At 68.3% G+C, this 17,534-nt stretch carries 11 protein-coding genes and 1 pseudogene; 7 read left to right on the plus strand and 5 right to left on the minus strand.

Features of this window, described 5'->3' with window-relative positions; translation table 11 throughout:
• Positions 1–4: 4 nt before the first annotated feature.
• The 5 genes and pseudogenes from AC07UH_RS13130 to AC07UH_RS13150 all read right to left on the minus strand — a co-directional run bounded on the left by AC07UH_RS13130 (position 5) and on the right by AC07UH_RS13150 (position 7,814).
• Positions 5–1,378, minus strand: a complete 1,374-nt coding sequence (locus AC07UH_RS13130; RefSeq protein ID WP_495181483.1) for an ATP-binding protein — start codon at positions 1,376–1,378, stop codon at positions 5–7.
• On the minus strand, positions 1,375–2,076 hold the full coding sequence (locus tag AC07UH_RS13135; RefSeq protein ID WP_495181569.1) for a response regulator transcription factor: 702 nt from the start codon (positions 2,074–2,076) through the stop codon (positions 1,375–1,377). The genes AC07UH_RS13130 and AC07UH_RS13135 overlap by 4 nt, the downstream gene beginning before the upstream one ends.
• A gap of 91 nt (positions 2,077–2,167) precedes the next feature.
• On the minus strand, positions 2,168–3,562 hold the full coding sequence (locus AC07UH_RS13140; protein WP_495181484.1) for an efflux transporter outer membrane subunit: 1,395 nt from the start codon (positions 3,560–3,562) through the stop codon (positions 2,168–2,170).
• Positions 3,559–6,679: pseudogene (locus AC07UH_RS13145) on the minus strand (efflux RND transporter permease subunit). Before AC07UH_RS13145 ends, AC07UH_RS13140 begins: the two are co-directional and overlap by 4 nt.
• A gap of 1 nt (position 6,680) precedes the next feature.
• Positions 6,681–7,814 (minus strand): efflux RND transporter periplasmic adaptor subunit, encoded by a 1,134-nt coding sequence (locus AC07UH_RS13150; RefSeq protein WP_495181485.1) that lies wholly within the window; start codon positions 7,812–7,814, stop codon positions 6,681–6,683.
• A 603-nt stretch (positions 7,815–8,417) separates the two neighbouring features.
• Between AC07UH_RS13150 and AC07UH_RS13155 the strand changes: the two genes are divergently transcribed.
• The 7 genes from AC07UH_RS13155 (at position 8,418) to AC07UH_RS13185 (ending at position 17,532) form a co-directional block, all read left to right on the plus strand.
• The gene (locus AC07UH_RS13155; RefSeq protein ID WP_495181486.1) at positions 8,418–9,659 is read left to right on the plus strand and encodes an MFS transporter; all 1,242 of its coding nucleotides are present in this window, start codon (positions 8,418–8,420) and stop codon (positions 9,657–9,659) included.
• A 120-nt stretch (positions 9,660–9,779) separates the two neighbouring features.
• Complete coding sequence (locus tag AC07UH_RS13160; RefSeq protein ID WP_495181487.1) at positions 9,780–11,174, plus strand: 3-oxoacid CoA-transferase; 1,395 nt, start codon at positions 9,780–9,782, stop codon at positions 11,172–11,174.
• A 263-nt stretch (positions 11,175–11,437) separates the two neighbouring features.
• The gene (locus AC07UH_RS13165; protein WP_495181488.1) at positions 11,438–13,843 is read left to right on the plus strand and encodes a TonB-dependent receptor; all 2,406 of its coding nucleotides are present in this window, start codon (positions 11,438–11,440) and stop codon (positions 13,841–13,843) included.
• Between the two features lie 136 nt (positions 13,844–13,979).
• Positions 13,980–15,200, plus strand: coding sequence for an acyl-CoA dehydrogenase family protein (locus tag AC07UH_RS13170; protein ID WP_495181489.1), 1,221 nt, complete (start codon positions 13,980–13,982; stop codon positions 15,198–15,200).
• Between the two features lie 3 nt (positions 15,201–15,203).
• Positions 15,204–15,980: a carboxymuconolactone decarboxylase family protein gene (locus AC07UH_RS13175; protein ID WP_495181490.1), complete on the plus strand. Its 777-nt coding sequence runs from the start codon at positions 15,204–15,206 to the stop codon at positions 15,978–15,980.
• Positions 15,981–15,982: 2 nt separating this feature from the next.
• Positions 15,983–16,708, plus strand: coding sequence for a dienelactone hydrolase family protein (locus tag AC07UH_RS13180; protein ID WP_495181570.1), 726 nt, complete (start codon positions 15,983–15,985; stop codon positions 16,706–16,708).
• Complete coding sequence (locus AC07UH_RS13185; protein ID WP_495181491.1) at positions 16,705–17,532, plus strand: SDR family NAD(P)-dependent oxidoreductase; 828 nt, start codon at positions 16,705–16,707, stop codon at positions 17,530–17,532. The genes AC07UH_RS13180 and AC07UH_RS13185 overlap by 4 nt, the downstream gene beginning before the upstream one ends.
• Positions 17,533–17,534 lie beyond the last annotated feature (2 nt).

Raw genomic sequence — 17,534 nt, forward strand, 5'->3', positions numbered from 1 at the left:
CACATCAGTGGTTTTTCATACCGAGCCGAAGCGTGGCCTCCAGCCCGCCGGCGGGACGGTTGGCAAGGGACAGGTCCGCCCCGATCGCCGCCGCCTGCGCCAGCGCGATCGTCAATCCTATGCCGGTGCCGTCGCCGCTCGATCGGGACCGGTCGGCGCGTACGAAGGGATCGAATGCGCGGGCCAGTAGCGCCTCGTCCATGCCCGGGCCGGAATCCTGCACCGTGACGATCACCGACGTGCCGGCGCGGTGCGCGGCGATGTCGGCGCCGCCGCCATATTTGATCGCATTGTCGATGAGGTTCGACAGGCAGCGCGCCAAGGCATCGGGTCGCACCCGCACCAGCGCGCCGCAGCCTTGGGTGAAGCGCACCGCATGGCCGAATTCGGCGGCATCATCGGCAAGGCTGGACAGGAGCGAGTCGAGATCGACCGTCGACCAATCCTCGGCGCTCTCGCCGCTGCGGGCGAGGTCGAGGCCGCGTTTCACCATCGCCAGCGTCGCCGATAGGTCGGCGACCAGCCGTTCGCGCAACGCCTCATCCTCGACCTGTTCGAGCCGCAGCCGCAGCCGCGTCAGCGGCGTCTGGAGGTCGTGGCTGATCGCCGCGAGCATCCGCGTCCGCTCGCGAAGACCGGCGCGGACGCGCGCCTGCATCAGGTTGAAGGTCGCCAATGCGGCGCGCACGTCGCCGGGGCCGGTTTCGACCACCGGCTCGGCGTCGATCGATCGGGCAAAGGCGTCCGCCGCCGCGGAAAGGCGCCGGAGCGGCGCGGTCGCCAGCCTCGCCACGATCAACGACAGCGCGATCGCCGCGACGACGACGAGCAGCAGGAACAAGCGGTCGGTCGTCCAGCCCGGTGGGGCGGGCAGCCGCGGCAGGTCGATCGCCACCGCGACGGGGTGCCCGCCCACGCGCAGCGTCAGCAGCCAGCAATCGGGCAGCATCAGCGGTTTCAGTCCTGCCGCGCGCGCACGGGAGCGGAATGGGTCGTGAAGCTGGCAGACACCGGTGGGCACGTGCGCGAGCACGGCCTGTATCGCCGGCGCGGTGCGCCTTGCGAGCGTTGCGGTGAGGTCGTCGTCGCGCGGCGGGATCGGCCTGATCCCTTCGCCCGCGAGATGCGCGCCCAACAACCGACCGTCGCGCAGGCTGACGAGCGCACCGGCGGGGTCGCGGTGCAGCCGATCGATGACGTCGAGCGCGCTCGCGATGACGCGCTCGTCGCGCACCCGCCGGAACTCGGCCCGCCGCCCCTGTTCGGCGAGGAACAGCGCGGCGAGCGACGCGATCGAGATGCCGACGACGAGGATCAGCGCGATCCGGCCCGCCAGCGATCCGAGAAAGCGCATCGGCCGGGCGGCGACGCGCTTCATGCGAACGTGGTCGTCGCCGCGAGCATATAGCCCTGGCCGCGTACGGTGAGGATCAGATCGTCGCCATCGGGTTTGAGCTTCTGGCGCAACCGGCTGATCTGATTGTCGATTGTCCGGTCGAACGCGGCGGTGGCGGCGCGCGTCGGCACCAGCGCCTCGCGCGACAGCGGCCGCCCGGCGGCGTGGACGAGGCGCGAGAGCATGTCGAATTCGGCGGTCGACAGCATCACGACATTGTCGCCGGGGGCGAGCAGGCGACGCTTCACCAGATCGAGCCGCCAGCGGCCGAATGTGGCGATGCGCGCCGGCGTGCCCGTGCCGCGGCGCAGCAGGTTGCGGATCCGTGCGGTCAGTTCGCGCGGCTCGAACGGCTTGGTCAGATAGTCGTCGGCGCCGAGTTCGAGCCCGAGCACGCGGTCGATCGCGCTGTCGCGCGCGGTGACCATGATGATCGCGCCGCCATAGCCCTCGGCGCGCAGTTCGCGGCACAGCATCAGCCCGTCGCCGTCCGGCAGGCCGAGGTCGAGCACGACGAGGTCGATCGCCGCCGCCGCCAGCGCCGCGCGGATGCCGGCGACGTCGCCCGCCGCGCTCAGCCGATAGCCCTCGCGCGCGAGCTGCGCCGCGACCAGGTCGCGGATGTCGGGATCGTCGTCGGCGATCAGCAGATGCGGACGGTCCGCCGCGGCACCGGGCATCATATCGTCGTCCCTCCGCTGCGGCGGCGGCAGCCGGCCGCCAGGCAGCGGGCATAGCCGGGCGGGCGGCGGCTGCCCAGCCATCGCCCGGTCACAGCGTGTCGTCCGATCCGATCGCCTGATACAGCGTCACCCGGTTGGCGAGGTCGGTGAGCGCCGCCGAGATCGCGGTCTGCTGCGCGCTGTACAGCGTCCGCTGCGCGACCAGCGCGGTGAGGAAACTGTCGCTGCCCTCGCGATAGCGCGCCTCGCCGATCGCATAGCTCGCCTGCGCGGCGGCGACGAGATCGGCCTGCGCCTGGCGCTGCCGCGCGATCGTGCCGCGGCGGGCGAGACCGTCGGCGACCTCGCGATAGGCGGTCTGCGCCGCCTTGCGATAGGTGGCGAGATAATAGTCCACCTGCGCGCGCGCATAATCGAGATTGCCGCTATTGGTGCCGCCGAGGATCGGCACGCTGACCGACGGTGTCGTCGTCCAGGTCGAGCCGGAGAACAGCCCGGTCAGCGCGCTGCTGGCGAGGCCGAGCACGCTGGTCAGCGAGATCTGCGGGAAGAAGGCGGCACGCGCCGCGCCGACATTGGCGTTCGCGCTGCGCAATTGATGCTCGGCCTCGACCACGTCGGGCCGGTCGAGCAGCACCGCCGACGACAGGCCGGCGGGGACGGTGGTGATGCCGGCGTCGAGCGCGGTCAGGCTGGCGGGCAGCAACGCATCCTCGACGTGCGCGCCGACGAGCAGGTCGAGCGCATTGCGATCCTGCGCGACCTGCGTCGTACGATCGGCGACGTCCGCCTGCGCCTGTGCCAGCAGCGTGCGCGCATCGGCGAGGTCCGAGCCGCTGACCAGCCCGGCGTCGTGGAGTTCGGCGTTGAGGCCGACCGTCCGCGCGCTGCTGCGCACCTGCTCCTGCGACACCTTGAGCAGGTCCCGGTCCGCGGCGAGCGTGACATAGGCGGTCGCGGTCTCGGCGACGACGGCGAAGCGCGTCGAGCGGGCGCCGCTCTGCGTCGACAGATAGGTCTCGAACGCCGCGCGCGACAGGTTCTTCTGCCGACCGAACAGGTCGAGTTCGAAATTGCTGACCCCGGCGCTCGCCGAGAACAGGTCGCTCGACCCCGCGGTCGCGGTGCCGCCGCCGGTGACCGCGCGCGCGATCGACGCCCCCGCATCGGCGGAGACGGTCGGCAGGCGATAGGACCGCTGCACGCGATATTGCGCGCGCGCCGAGGCGACGTTGGCGACCGCCGCGGCGAGATCCTGGTTCGCCGCCAGCGCGCGTTCGATGACGATGCGCAAGGTCGCGTCGGTGACCAGCGACCGCCACGGCATCCCCGCCTTGCCCGCCGCGGCGGGGGCGTAGGCGGCGCCCGCGGGCCATGACTGCGGCACCGCATCCGCCGCGGTGCGGACCTCGTGCGGCGCCAGATCGCAGGCGGCGAGCGCGCTCGCCCCGAGCAGCAGCATCGCGATGCGCAAACGGATCATGCCGCACGCTCCCTGCGTCCGTGGAACAGCCGCGCGACGACGACGAAGAACATCGGCACGTAGAAGATCGCCAGCGCGGTGGCGGTCAGCATGCCGCCGACCACCGCGGTGCCGATCGCGATCCGGCTGTTGGCGCCCGCGCCGGTGGCGACCGCCAGCGGGAAGACGCCGAAGATGAAGGCGAGGCTGGTCATCAGGATCGGCCGCAGCCGCGTCCGCGCCGCCTCCAGCGCGGCGTCGACCACGTCCTTGCCCGCGCGGCGCGCCTCCTCGGCGAATTCGACGATCAGGATCGCATTCTTGGCGGCGAGGCCGATCGTGGTGATGAGCCCGACCTGAAAATAGATGTCGTTGTCGAGCCCGCGCAGCGTCACCGCGAGCACCGCGCCGATCACGCCGAGCGGCAGCACCAGCAGCACCGCGATCGGCACCGACCAGCTTTCGTACAGCGCCGCGAGGCACAGGAAGACGATCAGGACCGACAGGCCGTAGAGCATCGGCGCCTGCCCGCTCGCCTCATTCTCCTGAAACGACAGGCCGGCCCAGGCATAGCCGGTGCCCGGCGCGAGCTGGTGTTGCAGCTTGACCATCTCGGCCATCGCCGCGCCCGAACTGCCGCCCTCGGCGGGTTCGCCCTGGATTTCGTAGGAGGAGCGGCCGTTGAACCGCGACACGCTGTTCGGACCTTTCTCCCACGACAAGGTCGCGATCGACGAGAAGGGGACCATCGTGCCACTCGCGGTGCGCGCGAACCAGCCGCTGAGGTCGCCGGGCAGCATGCGATAGGGCGCGTCCGCCTGCATATAGACGCGCTTCACCCGGCCGCGATCGACGAAGTCGTTGACGTAGACGCCGCCCCAGGCGTTCGACAGCGTGTTGGTGACGTCGGCCTCGGTCAGGCCGAGCACGGCGAGCTTGGCGTCGTCGAGCGTCACGCGCAGTTGCGGCGTATCGGGCAATGTCGAGGCACGGACCTGCGCCAGTTTCGGATCCTTGTTGGCGGCGGCGATCAGTTTGTCGCGCAGCGCGACGAAGGCGTCGCGGCCAAGGCCGCCGGTATTGGTCAGCTCGAAGGTGAAGCCGTTCGACTGGCCAAGGCCGGAGATCGCTGGCGGCGTCAGCGGGATGACGGTCGCGTCGCGGATCGTGCCGAAATTCCGGATCGCGCGCGCGTTGATCGCCGAGGCGCTCTGGCTGGCGTCCTTGCGCTCGTCGAACGGCGTGAGGCTGGCAAAGGCCATGCCGGCATTTCTGCCCCGAGCCGCTGAAGCCGAAGCCGGTGATGCTGAACACATTTTCGATCGTCGCCTTCTCGTGCCTCGAATAATAGCTCTGGACGCGGTCGCGCACCGCCTCGGTCCGCTCGTCGGTGGCGCCGGCGGGTAGCGTGTACATCACCATCACCTGCCCCTGATCCTCGACCGGCAGGAAGCTGGTCGGCAGCCGGACGAACAGCACCGCGAGCACGACGGTGATCGCCGCGACCACCGCCAGATGCAGCCAGCGCCGGCCGATGACGCCGCGCGTCGCCGCGACGTAGCGATTGGTGGTCCGGTCGAACCAGCGGTTGAACCGGCCGAACAGGCCGCGCCGCGCCAGCGGATCGCCATGCGTCGGCTTGAGCAGCGTCGCGGTCAGCGCCGGGCTGAGCACCAGCGCGACCAGCACCGACAGCAGCATCGACGACACGATGGTGATCGAGAACTGGCGGTAGATCACCCCGGTCGAGCCGCCGAAGAACGCCATCGGCAGGAACACCGCCGACAACACCAGCGCGATGCCGACCAGCGCCGAGCCGATCTCGCCCATCGAGCGGATCGTCGCCGCTTTGGGATCGAGCGCCTCCTCGGTCATCACCCGCTCGACATTCTCGACCACGACGATCGCGTCGTCGACCAGCAGGCCGATCGCCAGCACCATCGCGAACAGCGTCAGCGTGTTGATCGAATAGCCGCAGACCGCGAGCACGCCGAACGTGCCGAGCAGCACCACCGGCACCGCGATCGCCGGGATCAGCGTCGCGCGCCAATTCTGCAGGAAGACGAACATGACGATGATGACGAGGACGATCGCGATGGCCAGCGTCTCGACCACTTCCTCGACCGACAGTTTGACGAAGGTGGTGGTGTCGCGCGGATAGGCGATCGCATAGCCCGCCGGCAGGTCGGTCGCGAGCGCGGCCATCCGCGCCTTGACCGCGGTCGCGGTCTCCAGCGCGTCGGCGCCGGTCGCGAGCTGGATCGCCATGCCCGCGGCGGGATGGCCGTTGAGCTCGGCGGAGGTGGTGTAGCTGTCCTGCCCCAGTTCGACGCGTGCGACGTCGGACAGGCGGACGATTGCGCCCTCCGTGGTGGTCTTGAGCACGATCGCGCCAAATTGCGCGGGCGTGCTCAGCCGCGACTTGGCGCGGACGGTGGCGTTGAGCATCTGCCCCTTCACCGCGGGCAGCGCGCCGATCTGGCCGGCGGCGACGTCGACGTTCTGCGCCTCGATTGCGCTCTGCACGTCGGAGGGCATCAATTGCACCGCGGCGAGCTTGGTCGGATCGAGCCAGATGCGCATCGCATATTGCGCGCCGAACACCTGGCTCTGGCCGACGCCGTCGACGCGGGCGAGGTCGTCCTGGAAATTGCTGACCAGATAATCGGCGATGTCGCTCGCCGATGCCTTGTCGCTCTTGTCGTAGAGCGCGACGATCATCAGGAAGTCGCTGTTCGACTTGGTCACGGTCACGCCCTGCGACGTCACCGCCGAGGGCAGCCGCGCGCTCGCCTGCTGCACCTTGTTCTGCACCTGCACCTGCGCGGTATCGGGGTCGGTACCCTTGGCGAAGGTGACGGTGATCGACGCCGAGCCCGCGGAATTGGAGCTCGACTGGAAATATTGCAGCCCGTCGATGCCGGTGAGCTGCTGCTCGATCACCTGCGTCACGCTGGTCTCCAGCGTCTCGGCGGAAGCGCCGGGATAGGTGGCGCTGATCGCGATCGTCGGCGGCGCGACGTCGGGATATTGCGCGATCGGCAGCGACCGCAGCCCGGCGACGCCGCCGAGCATGATGCAGATCGCGATCACCCAGGCGAAGATGGGGCGTTCGACGAAGAAGCGGCTGATCCCCATGTCAGCGCTCCTGCTTCACGGCGACGGGCTTGACCGTCGCGCCCGGCTGCGCCTTGTCGGTGCCCTCGACGATCAGCCGGTCGCCCGCCTTCAGCCCGGCGGTGACCAGCCAGTTGCTGCCGATCGCCTCGCCGGTGGTGATCTGGCGTTGCACCACCTTGTCGTCGGCGCCGACCACCAATGCGGTGGCATTGCCCTTGGCGTCGCGGGTGATGCCCCGCTGCGGTGCGAGGATGCCGTTGCGCACCACCGTCTGCGGCACGGTGACGCGAACGAACATGCCGGGCAGCAGCAGCCCCTGCGGATTGGGGAAGCGCGCGCGCAGCGTGACGGTGCCGGTGGTGGCGTCGACCGTCGCCTCGCCGAACTCGATCCGTCCCGCCTGCGGATAGGCGCGGTCGTTGTCGAGCGTCAGGCGGACGGTGGTGCTCGCCGGCAGCGCCGAACCGCTGGCGAGGCTCTGGCGCAGGTCGAAGACGTCGCTGCTCGACTGTTGGATATCGACGAAGATCGGGTCGAGCTGCGCGATCGTCGCCAGCGCGGTCGTCTGCGCGGCGGACACCAGGGCGCCCTGCGTATAGGTCGAGCGGCCGATCCGCCCCGAGATCGGCGCATAGACGCGCGTGAAACCGAGCTGCACGTTCGCGGTGCGCAGCGTCGCGCGATATTGCGCGATACTCGCCCGCGCCTGGCGTGCGGTGGCGACCGCATCGTCGACGTCCTGCCGCGCGACCGCGTCTGCGCTCTGCAACCGGCCGTAGCGCGCGACCTTGGCCTGCGCGGTCGCCGCCTGCGCCTCGGCGCTGGCGACCTGCGCCGCCGCCTCGTCGCGGGTGGCGCGATAGAGGCGCGGATCGATCTGGTAGAGCGGCTGGCCGGCGCGGACCAGCGCGCCCTCGGTGAACAGCCGCGCCTTGATGATGCCGTCGACCTGCGGGCGCACCTCGGACATCGCCGTCGCGGCGGTGCGGCCGGTCAGCACCGTCGTCGTGGTGACCGGCGACGTGGTGAGCGTGACGACGCCGACCTCGGCGGGCGGCGGCGGTGCCATGCCGCCCTTCGAACCGCCGCCGCAGCCGGCGAGCGTGAGCGCGAGCGCTAGAGACGCCGCGACACATGGAGAGACGGGTTTCATGCCGCGCGACCGCCTGCATCCCGATCGACACCCGAACCGGAGAGAAACGCGAAAGGATGGCAAGCGAACATGGCGGAGGACCCCGATGAAGGTCAGTCCCTCTATTCCGATCCGGCAATAGCAGACAGACATGGTCCGTAAGCGAATGTAACGGTTTGTAACGGGTGGTCGCTATAGTCTCGCGACCCGTATCGGATACTTGGCCCGACAAAGGTTTCGCCGATGATCATGACATGTTCGCGCCGCGTTGATCTCGAAGGAGCTTGGGTTTGTGATCGCGGGTGTGGGCCGTCTATTCCCGCGTGAGACGTTCGATCCGCCGTCCGCTGGGTGAACCCCTTCGCATTTGATCGCGCTGCCTGCTTGCAGCATGATCGTCGCACGCCAGACAATAGGCGGAAGGATAGAGGGTGTCGTGAACGGGTCGCTGCGGTGATCGTCGAATCATGCTGGCGCTCGCGGCGCCGCGCGGCGGTATTGCAGACCGGCGCGGCGATGCCGCTGCCGACACTCCTCTGATCCTTTCCGACCTCGAGCAATGATTTCGAGAATTGTGCAGGTCGGCGACTGTGCTGGACCCGGCCGTAACGGAATGGATAGCAGATGACGAAGAATCGTTGGATCGTCCTGGTCGCCCTGGCCTATATGCTTTCTATCGGGATGGCGCTGCCCATCTATGCGGGCAGCGTGATCAATACGTCGATGGTCGTCGACATGGGCTGGAGTCGGCAGACGCTCGGGCTGCTGGTCGGTGCGAACATGATCGTCAATGGCCTGCTCGCCCCGGGCGGCGCGTTCGTCGTGCAGAAGATCGGCGTCCGTCATGCGCTGATTGCCGGTGCGACGCTGATGGCGCTCGTCAGCGCCGCGCTGGCGACGATCGTCACCGCGCCGTGGCAGGCGATCCTCGCCTTCGGCCTCGGCCTCGGTATCGCCGGCAATCTGACCGGGATCATCGCCTGCCAGACCGGCGTCGCGCAATGGTTCGACGAGCAGCGCACCACGGCGCTGTCGCTGCTCTACGCGGCGATGGGGGTCGGCGGCTTCGCCTCGGTGTGGATCGTGACGCGCGCGATCGAGGCGTCGCACGACTGGCGTGCCGGCTGGTGGATTTTCGCGGCGGCGGCGGCGGCGGGCGCCATCGTCGCGACGCTGGTCATCCGCAACCGGCTGGACGCATCGGGCACCATGGCCGGTCCCGGCATGCCGATCGCGCCGGACAGCGGTGCGGCGCGTTCGGTGGACGAGACGCTCACCCTCGGCGGGGCGCTGCGCTCGCCGTTCCTGTGGGCGGTGTGTCTGTGCATGCTCGCCTCGACATCGGCGGCGGCGTTCGTCGTGGCGCACGTCCAGGCGTATCTGCGCGACGTCGGTTTCTCGCCGACCGGTGCGGCATCGGCGGTGTCGCTGTTCTCGCTGGCGACATTGGGCGGCAATCTCGCCGTCGGGCCGATCGCCGCCAAATCCTCGCCGCGCATCGCTTATGCCGCGGCACTTGGCACGCTGGCGATCGCCATGCTCATCCTCATCAACGTACACGGATCACCGATGCTGTATGCCTTCGCGATCATCGCGGGCATCGGATTCGGGGCGAGCCAAGTTGGGTCGATGGCGATCCTCGGTCATTACTGGAGCACGCGGCTGTTCCCTGCGCTGACCGCGCTGGGCCTGCTGATCCAGACCGCGGGCGGCGGTGCCGTGCCGATCATCGCCGGCGCCTATTTCGACGCCAATCACAATTACACCGCGATCCTCGTCGCGATCGTGCTGCTCAACGTCATCGGCGCGGCGGTGCTGATGGTCGCCCGTCCGCCGGTCCACGCGGCGGTCGCGGCGGTCGCCTGACGCGCCACGCCGCGCGTCGTTCACGCGGCGGACGCGCACGCATTCGACCTACCGTCGCCGCATGCAGGTTCCTAGCCATCGCGCGATGCCGACCGATGGCCAGGAACAGGAAAGACCCCGATGAACAAGCTATTCGACTCCCCCGACGCTGCCGTCGCCGATATCGCGGACGGCGCGACCGTCGCGATCGCCGGGTTCGGAGTCGGCCACAGCTATCCCAACAGCCTGACCGTCGCGTTGCGCGATCAGGGGGCGACGCATCTGCGCGTCGTCGCCAATTCGCTCGGCGGCGGCGGCCAGCACCGGCCGCAGATCCTGGTGGAGAACGGCCAGGTCGACGCGGTCGTCCTGTCGTTCTCGGCCCGTCCCGGCATCGCCTCGCCCGAGGAGGCGCTGGTCGCCGAGGGCAAGCTCGACCTCGAAATGGTGCCGCAGGGCATTCTGGTCGATCGCCTGCGTGCCGCGGCGGCGGGGCTGCCCGCTTTCTATAGCCTCGTCACGGTCGGCACGCCGCTGGCCGATGGCAAGGAAGTCCGCGATTTCGACGGCAAGGCGTATGTGCTCGAGCGCAGCCTGCCCGTCGATGTCGCGCTGATCCGCGGCTGGCGGGCCGACCGCTTCGGCAACGTCCAGTTCCGGGGCAGCAGCGCGCATTTCCATGCATCCTTCGCCAAGGCTGCCCGGCTCGCGATCGTCGAGGTGCAGGAGATCGTCGAACCGGGCGTCATCGCGCCCGACCAGATCGACCTGCCCGGCATATTCGTTCACCGCGTGGTCCAGTCGACGATCACGATCGGGGCGAGTGCAGGGCGGATGGGGCGGCGTGCCCCCGAGAGCGGGCGCGACTATCTCGGCAAGCCGGCGCTGTCCCGATCGGCGATCGCGCGGCGTGCCGCGGCGCTCGTTCCCGATGGCAGCTACATCAATCTCGGCTCGGGTCTGCCGACGCTGGTGGCGGGTCATATCCGCGGCCGCGAGATCTTCCTTCATGCCGAAAACGGCGCGCTGGGCTATGACCTGCTCGACGATCCCGAGGACTATGACCCGGACTTCTTCGACGCGGCGGGCAATTTCATCCGGCTGCGGTCCGGCGGCGCGGTGTTCGAAAGCGTCGCGTCGTTCGAGATCGCGCGGTCGGGCAAGCTGTCCGCGATCATGCTCGGCGCCTATCAGGTCAGCGAGGCCGCCGACCTCGCCAATTGGGCGACGCCGGGCCAGCAGGGTGGCGGCATCGGCGGCGCGATGGATCTGGCCGCATCGGGTGCGCCGGTGATCGTGGTCATGGAGCATACCGACAGCAAGGGGCGCCCGAAGCTGGTCGCCGACTGTGCCTATCCGCTGACCGCGCCGGGCTGCGTCACGACGATCGTCACCGATCTGGCGCTGTTTCAGTGGCGCGACGGTCGCTTCGTCGTCGAAGAGATGGCGCCCGGATTCACCCGGGAGGACATCCGCGGCCTGACGCCGATGCGGTTCGATTTCGCCGCCACCGTCGGCGTGCTGGGCGAGGGCTGATGCGCGCCGGCCGATCGTCGCGGTACACGCAGCGGACCATGATGTGTCGACACTTCCCGTTCCGCAGGCCGGAGCATAGCCTTTCCACTATGATCTAGCGAACCGTTCATCTCCAATAGTTGGATGGTTCCGCAGGGAAATGTCCGGCTTGCGGCCAAACTGAACTCCGGCGCCAATCCGTTTCTGCGCCGCTTGATGCGAACAAAACTATAAAACGGCCGCAAGTGTTTGAAGCGGCGTGCAAAAACATGAGAGGATATTCGATGGCCCGTTGTGTGGGAGGCCTGCTCGCGCGCGTCAGCGTGAGCGCTCTGTTGCTTGGCATCGCCGCGCCCAACGTGGCGTTCGCACAGTCCGCGACCCCGTCGGTACCCTCCGCCACGACGCCGTCGGTATCGACGGACGGACAGGTCCAGCCACAGGCGCGGTCGGGCACGGCCGCCGCCGCCCCGGCGCCCTCGTCGCAGACCGCGGCACCTGCCAACAGCGATATCATCGTCACCGCACAATTCCGTTCGCAGCGTCTGCAGGATACGCCGCTGGCGATCACCGCGATCAGCGCCGCCGACCTCGAGAAGCGCAACCAGACGAGCGTCGTCGATCTCGCTGGCAACGCGCCCAACATCACGATCCTGAAAGGCGGGTCGGGCTATGGCCTGACCCCGACGATCAGCATTCGCGGCGTCGGTGCCGGCGACTATAATTTCGCGCTGAGCCCCGCCGTCGGCGTCTATCTCGACGATGTCTATATGCCGACGTTGTTCGGTTCCGCGTCGGATCTGGTCGATATCGATCGCGTCGAGGTCCTGCGCGGGCCGCAGGGGACGCTTTCGGGCAAGAATTCCGTTGGCGGTGCGATCAAGATCTTCTCGAAAGCTCCGGACAACGATTTCGGCGGCGTCGTCGAGGGCGGATATGGATCCTACGATACGGTGCGCCTGCGCGGAGCGATCAACATCCCCATCGTCAAGGATACGCTGGCGCTGCGGATCACTGGCGCCTTCTCGCGCGAGGACGGCTATCTCACCCGCATCGATTACGGCTGCCGCTTCCCCAATTCGGGGATAGCCGCGACGACGACCGCATCGAATTGCGTGCTGGGCAAGGAGGGCGGCACCAATCACCGTGGCATCCGCGGCCAGCTGCGCTGGACGCCGACCGCTGCGCTGCAGGTCGATCTCAGCGCCGATTATACGAAGATCGACGACCAGCCGGCGGCGACCAAGCTAACCTATGCGCGCAATCCGCAGAACATCCCGCAGACGAACTTCGCGCAATTCCTGACCGACACGCGGTTCGTCAATTATGCGACCAATTGCGTCGCCGAACTTGGCTATTGCCAGCCGTCGGTCGCGAAGTCCGATCCCTGGGGCGTGTCGGCGCGGGTCAGCTACGATTTTGGGCACAAGCTGTCGCTGGTCTCGATCTCGGCCTATCGCGCCTATACCGCGCGCTTCACCAGCGACGGCGATGCCGGCCCGCTGACCGCGCTGCAGCAGGACAACCAGCTCAAATACCGGACGTTCACGCAGGAACTGCGGTTGAACGGGTCGCTCGGGTCGCTCGACTGGACGCTCGGCGGCTTCTACTCCACCGATCGCGGCGTCCAGGCCGGGCGACAGAACGTCGGTTACGTCGGGGTGCCGTTTCCGCCCTTCGCGCAATTGTCCGATTTCAACCAGAACGACGTCATCACGGCGAGCAGCCTCGCGGGCTTCGTCCACGGCGTGTATCACTTCAACGACAAACTCAACCTGACGCTCGGCTATCGCCGCACGCACGACGCGCGCGACTATACGTTCAACCGGACCGCCAATACCCCGGCGGCCGATCTGGCGGCGTCGATCAACGGCACGACGAGCCGGTTCCGCGGCAACTCCAACGATTACCGCGCGACGCTCGACTATCGCTGGTCGAACCAGATCCTGACCTATGCGACCTTCTCCACCGGCTTCCGCGGCGGCGGCATCAATCCCCGTCCGTTCGTGGCCAGCCAGGTCGTGCCATTCGGACCGGAGCGCCTCAAGAATTACGAGATCGGCATGAAGACCGATCTCTTCGACCGGCGGCTGCGGTTGAACGCCAGCGCGTTCTACGATCGCTACAACGACATCCAGGAAACGATCACCAGCGGCTACGGCGGTTTCCCGATCTCGGCAGTGCCGGTCAATTCGGGCGATGCGACGCTGAAGGGCGTCGAGCTCGAAATGAACGCGCGCCCGTTCGGCGCGCTGCAGCTCGACGGTTCGGTAAGCTACATCAAGTTCGACTTCACGCGCCTGTCGGCCGATGCGCTCGCCTCGGGGCTGACCAGGGACATGGTGTCGCCGTTCACCCCGTCGTGGAAGGCGAGCCTCGGCGCGCAATATGCGGTCGACCTCGATCGCTTCGGGGTGCTGACGCCGCGTCTCGACGTCAATTACCAGTCCTCGCTCTACACGCAGGCGGTGAACAACGATCGCAACAAATTGCAGGCGTTCACCGTGCTCAACGCCAAGCTGAGCTATGCGCCGCGGGATTCGGCCTGGCTGTTCTCGATGGCGGTCACCAACGTCACCGACAAATATTATTTCGTGAACATCGACGACACGTATCAGGGGACGGGAACGACCCGCGCGACGCCGGCGCGGCCGCGGACCGCGTTCTTCTCGGTGAAGCGGACGTTCTGAACCGATGGCCGCCGGCTCGGTACCGGCGCGTACACGATACGGACGCCACCCGGTTGCCGATGTCGCCGCCCCCCGGATCGACCTACCATCACGCCAACGACCGAGCACATACTCGGGCAGTAGGATGAGGTTTTCCATGGCTACCGCAATTGCACCCGCGCTTCGCGCCCTCGTGCCGCCCGAACCCGAACTGACGCCCGAGGCCATGATCGCGCGTGCGCATGCGATGATTCCGACTTTGCGCGGGCGGCAGGCCCAGGCGGAGGCGGCGGGTCGCCTGCTCGAGGAGACCAACAGCGACTTCCTGGAAGCGGGGTTCTACCGGATCGTGCAGCCGCGCCGCTTCGGCGGTTATGAATTCGGGCTGCCGACCTATGTCCGCGTCATGATGGAGATCGCGCGCGGTTGCCCGTCGAGCGGCTGGGTGCTCGCGCTGGTGTCGGGCCATCCGATCATGCTCGCCGATTTCGACGAGCGCGCGCAGGAAGAGGCCTATGGCGACAACGGCGACTATCGCTGTCCGTCGGTCGGCTCGCCGGTGCCGGTCAAGCCGGAGAAGGACGGCTTCCGCGTCAGCGGCGCGTGGGACTATACCTCAGGCTGCGACATATCGACGCATGCGATGGTCAGCGGCCTGATCCCCGATGGCAAGGGCGGCATGACCGCGCGCCTGATGCTGGTCGACCGCGCCGACTATACGATCGTCGACAATTGGCGCATGATGGGGATGCAGGGCACCGGATCGCGGCAGGTCGTGGTGAAGGACGTGTTCGTGCCCGGCTATCGCACCGCGCCGATGGCGATGTGGCTGGCGCGGGGCGAGAATGCCGCGCACGCCAATCCGATGTACAACGGCCGCAAGGGCTCGTTCTTCCTCATCGAGCTGGGCGCGGTCGTCGTCGGCACCGTCAAGGGTGCACTCGATCTGTACGAGGATATCTGTCGCACCAAGACGATGCGCTTCCCGCCGAAGGTGTTCCTGTACGAAAGCCATGAGTTTCAGCAATATTTCGGCGACGCCCAAGCCAAATTGGATGCGGCCGAGGCGCTGTTGCTCAAGGTGACCGAGCACTACGTCGAGGCGTGCAGTGCCGATCCGGTCACCGGTGGCGACTTCAGCGAGGAAACCGATCGCCGGCTGTTCGCCGCCGCGCAGGAGGCCTGTAAGATGGCCTGGGATGCGCTGGAGATCATCTTCACCACCGCGGGAACCAGCATCGGCCAGCGCGATTCGACGTTGGCGCGCATCTATCGCGACGCCAGCGTGCAGAAGACGCATTTCGTCCAGCAGCGCTCGCGCACTGCGGTGAACGCCGCCCGCCTGCATTTCGGCCTGTCGCCGCTGACGCCGTTCTGAGCCGTGGCCATCGTATCGGATCCGACCGCCGGCGGCGCCACGCCGGACCCCGATCACGTGCGCGACGAATTCCGCCGTCGCCGTGGTCATTGGCATGACGATTGGGAGGCGATGCTCGCCTATTCGCCGGCCTATGTCGCCGCCTATCTCGATTTCTCGGTCTATGCGGCGGAGCGCGGCGCGCTGACGCCGCGGTTCATCGAACTGCTGTACGTCGCGACAAATTGCACGCCGACACATATGTTCGATCGCGGCTTGCGCAATCACGCGCGTCAGGCGCTGGCGCTGGGCGTCACCCGCGACGAACTCCTGTCGGTGGCGGCGACCGTGAGCGCGATGGGGATCCACTCCTATCTCCTCACCGCACAGGCGGTGGCCGATCTGGTGCCCGAGGCGGGGACGGGGGCGGATCCGCATGCGAACCAGCGGGCGTTCGATGCGCATGCCGCGCTGTTCGGCGAGGTTCTGGACGACGTGGACGTCGCGGTTCGCGTCGATCCGGACTTCTACCTTCACTGGCTCGACTTCGTCGCCGCCCCGGTGCGCGGCGCCAAAGCGGGACTGTCGGCCAAGGAGGCGCATCTCATCTCGCTCGCGGTCCATGCGCAATGCACGCAGCTGAACGCGGCCGGGGTGCGACATCACGCCCGCGCGGCGATCGCGCACGGGGCGAGCGTCGAGGAAGTGCTCGACGTCGGGCGGTTGATCTCCAGCATGGGCATCCATGCGATGGTCTTCGCGCTGCCGATCATCAACGATCTCACCGAGCTGGATTCGTGACGATGGGAAGCGACCTCGCTTATGCCGGCGGCGGCGTGTCCGCCCGGGGCTATTATGCCGAACCGGCGACGCGCGACATCCGTGGTGCGGTGCTGGTCTTTCCCGAGGCGCCCGGCATCGGCGGCCATGTGCGACGGCGCGTCGATGCGCTCGCCGCGGCCGGTTATGCCGCGCTGGGCGCGGACCTGCACGGCAGGGGGCGACTGGCCGAAGGGCATGACGAGGCCCGCCGCTGGGTCGAGGCGCTGAAGGCCGATCCCGCGACCCTGATCGCGCGCATGGAAGCGGCGCTTGCCACGCTGGTCGCGAGATGCGGTGTCGACGATCGACGCGTCGTGCTTGCCGGCTATTGTTTCGGCGGCTGGTGCGCGCTCGAACTGGCGCGCTCGGGCGCGGCGGCGGGCAGCGTCACCTCGTTCCACGGCTCGGTCGCCAGCGCGCGCGGCGTCGACGGCCTGATCGGCCGGTCCGTGCTGGTCTGTACCGGCGATGCCGATCCGTTCGTGCCGGCCGACCAGCTTGCCGCATTCGGCGCCGCGGTGCGCGGGGTGCCGGTCGATTACCAGCTGTGCGTCTATGGCGGGGTCGGCCACGGCTTCACCGACCGCGACGCACCGACCATGCCGGGCTTCGCCTACGACGCCGCCGCCGACCGGCGATCCTGGCGATCCTTCCTGCATCTGCTCGACGACCAGATGACCGCTGCCGACGTGAGGACGACGCAATGACGAGTTTCGATGGCCAGACGATCCTGATCACCGGCGCGGCGACCGGGATCGGGCGCGCGACCGCCCGCAAGCTGGCCGATCTCGGCGCGCGTCTGGTGATCGTCGATCTGGACGGCGAGGGCGCGGTCGCGGCCGCCGCGTCGCTGCCCGGCGATGCGCGCGGCTATCGCTGCGACGTGCGCAGCGACGCCGACGTCGACGCGCTGCGCGCCGTCGTGCTCGCCGAATGCGGCGCTGTCGACGTCCTGGTCAACAATGCGGCCAAGCCGCCGGTGACCGGGCCGCTCGCCGACACCGATATCGAGGTGTGGCGCGACGCCCTGGACGTCAACGTCCTGGGCTATGTCCGGATGATCCGCGCCTTCCTGCCGCATATGGTCGCGCGCGGCACGGGGCGGATCGTCAACACCGCGTCGGGTCTCGCGCTGCTGCCCGATCCGCCGACGCGCTTCATGGGGCCGTACATCGCCTCCAAGGGCGCGCAGCTGGCGATGAGCTATGCCTTCGCGCATGCGCTCGAGGATACGGGCGTGACGCTGTCGGTCTTCTGTCCGGGCCTGACCGCGACATCGGACCGCCCCGGCGGACCGCCGCCGGCGGGTGTCGGCGCGCCCACCCTCGACGATTTCCGTCGCGGCGTGCCGGCGCGGCGCGCCCGGCCCGCGACCGCCGACCATGCCGCGCAGACGTTCGTCGACGGGCTGGTCAGCGGCGAATTCCTCACCTGTTCGCAGGAAGGCTATCACAGCGATCTCGTCGACTTCGCCTCGGCCAATCTCGATCCCTATTCGATCGTGCGCCAGGCGCAGGCCGAGGCGGCCTGACG

The organism is Sphingomonas sp. GW821-FHT04B01 (assembly GCF_059420425.1).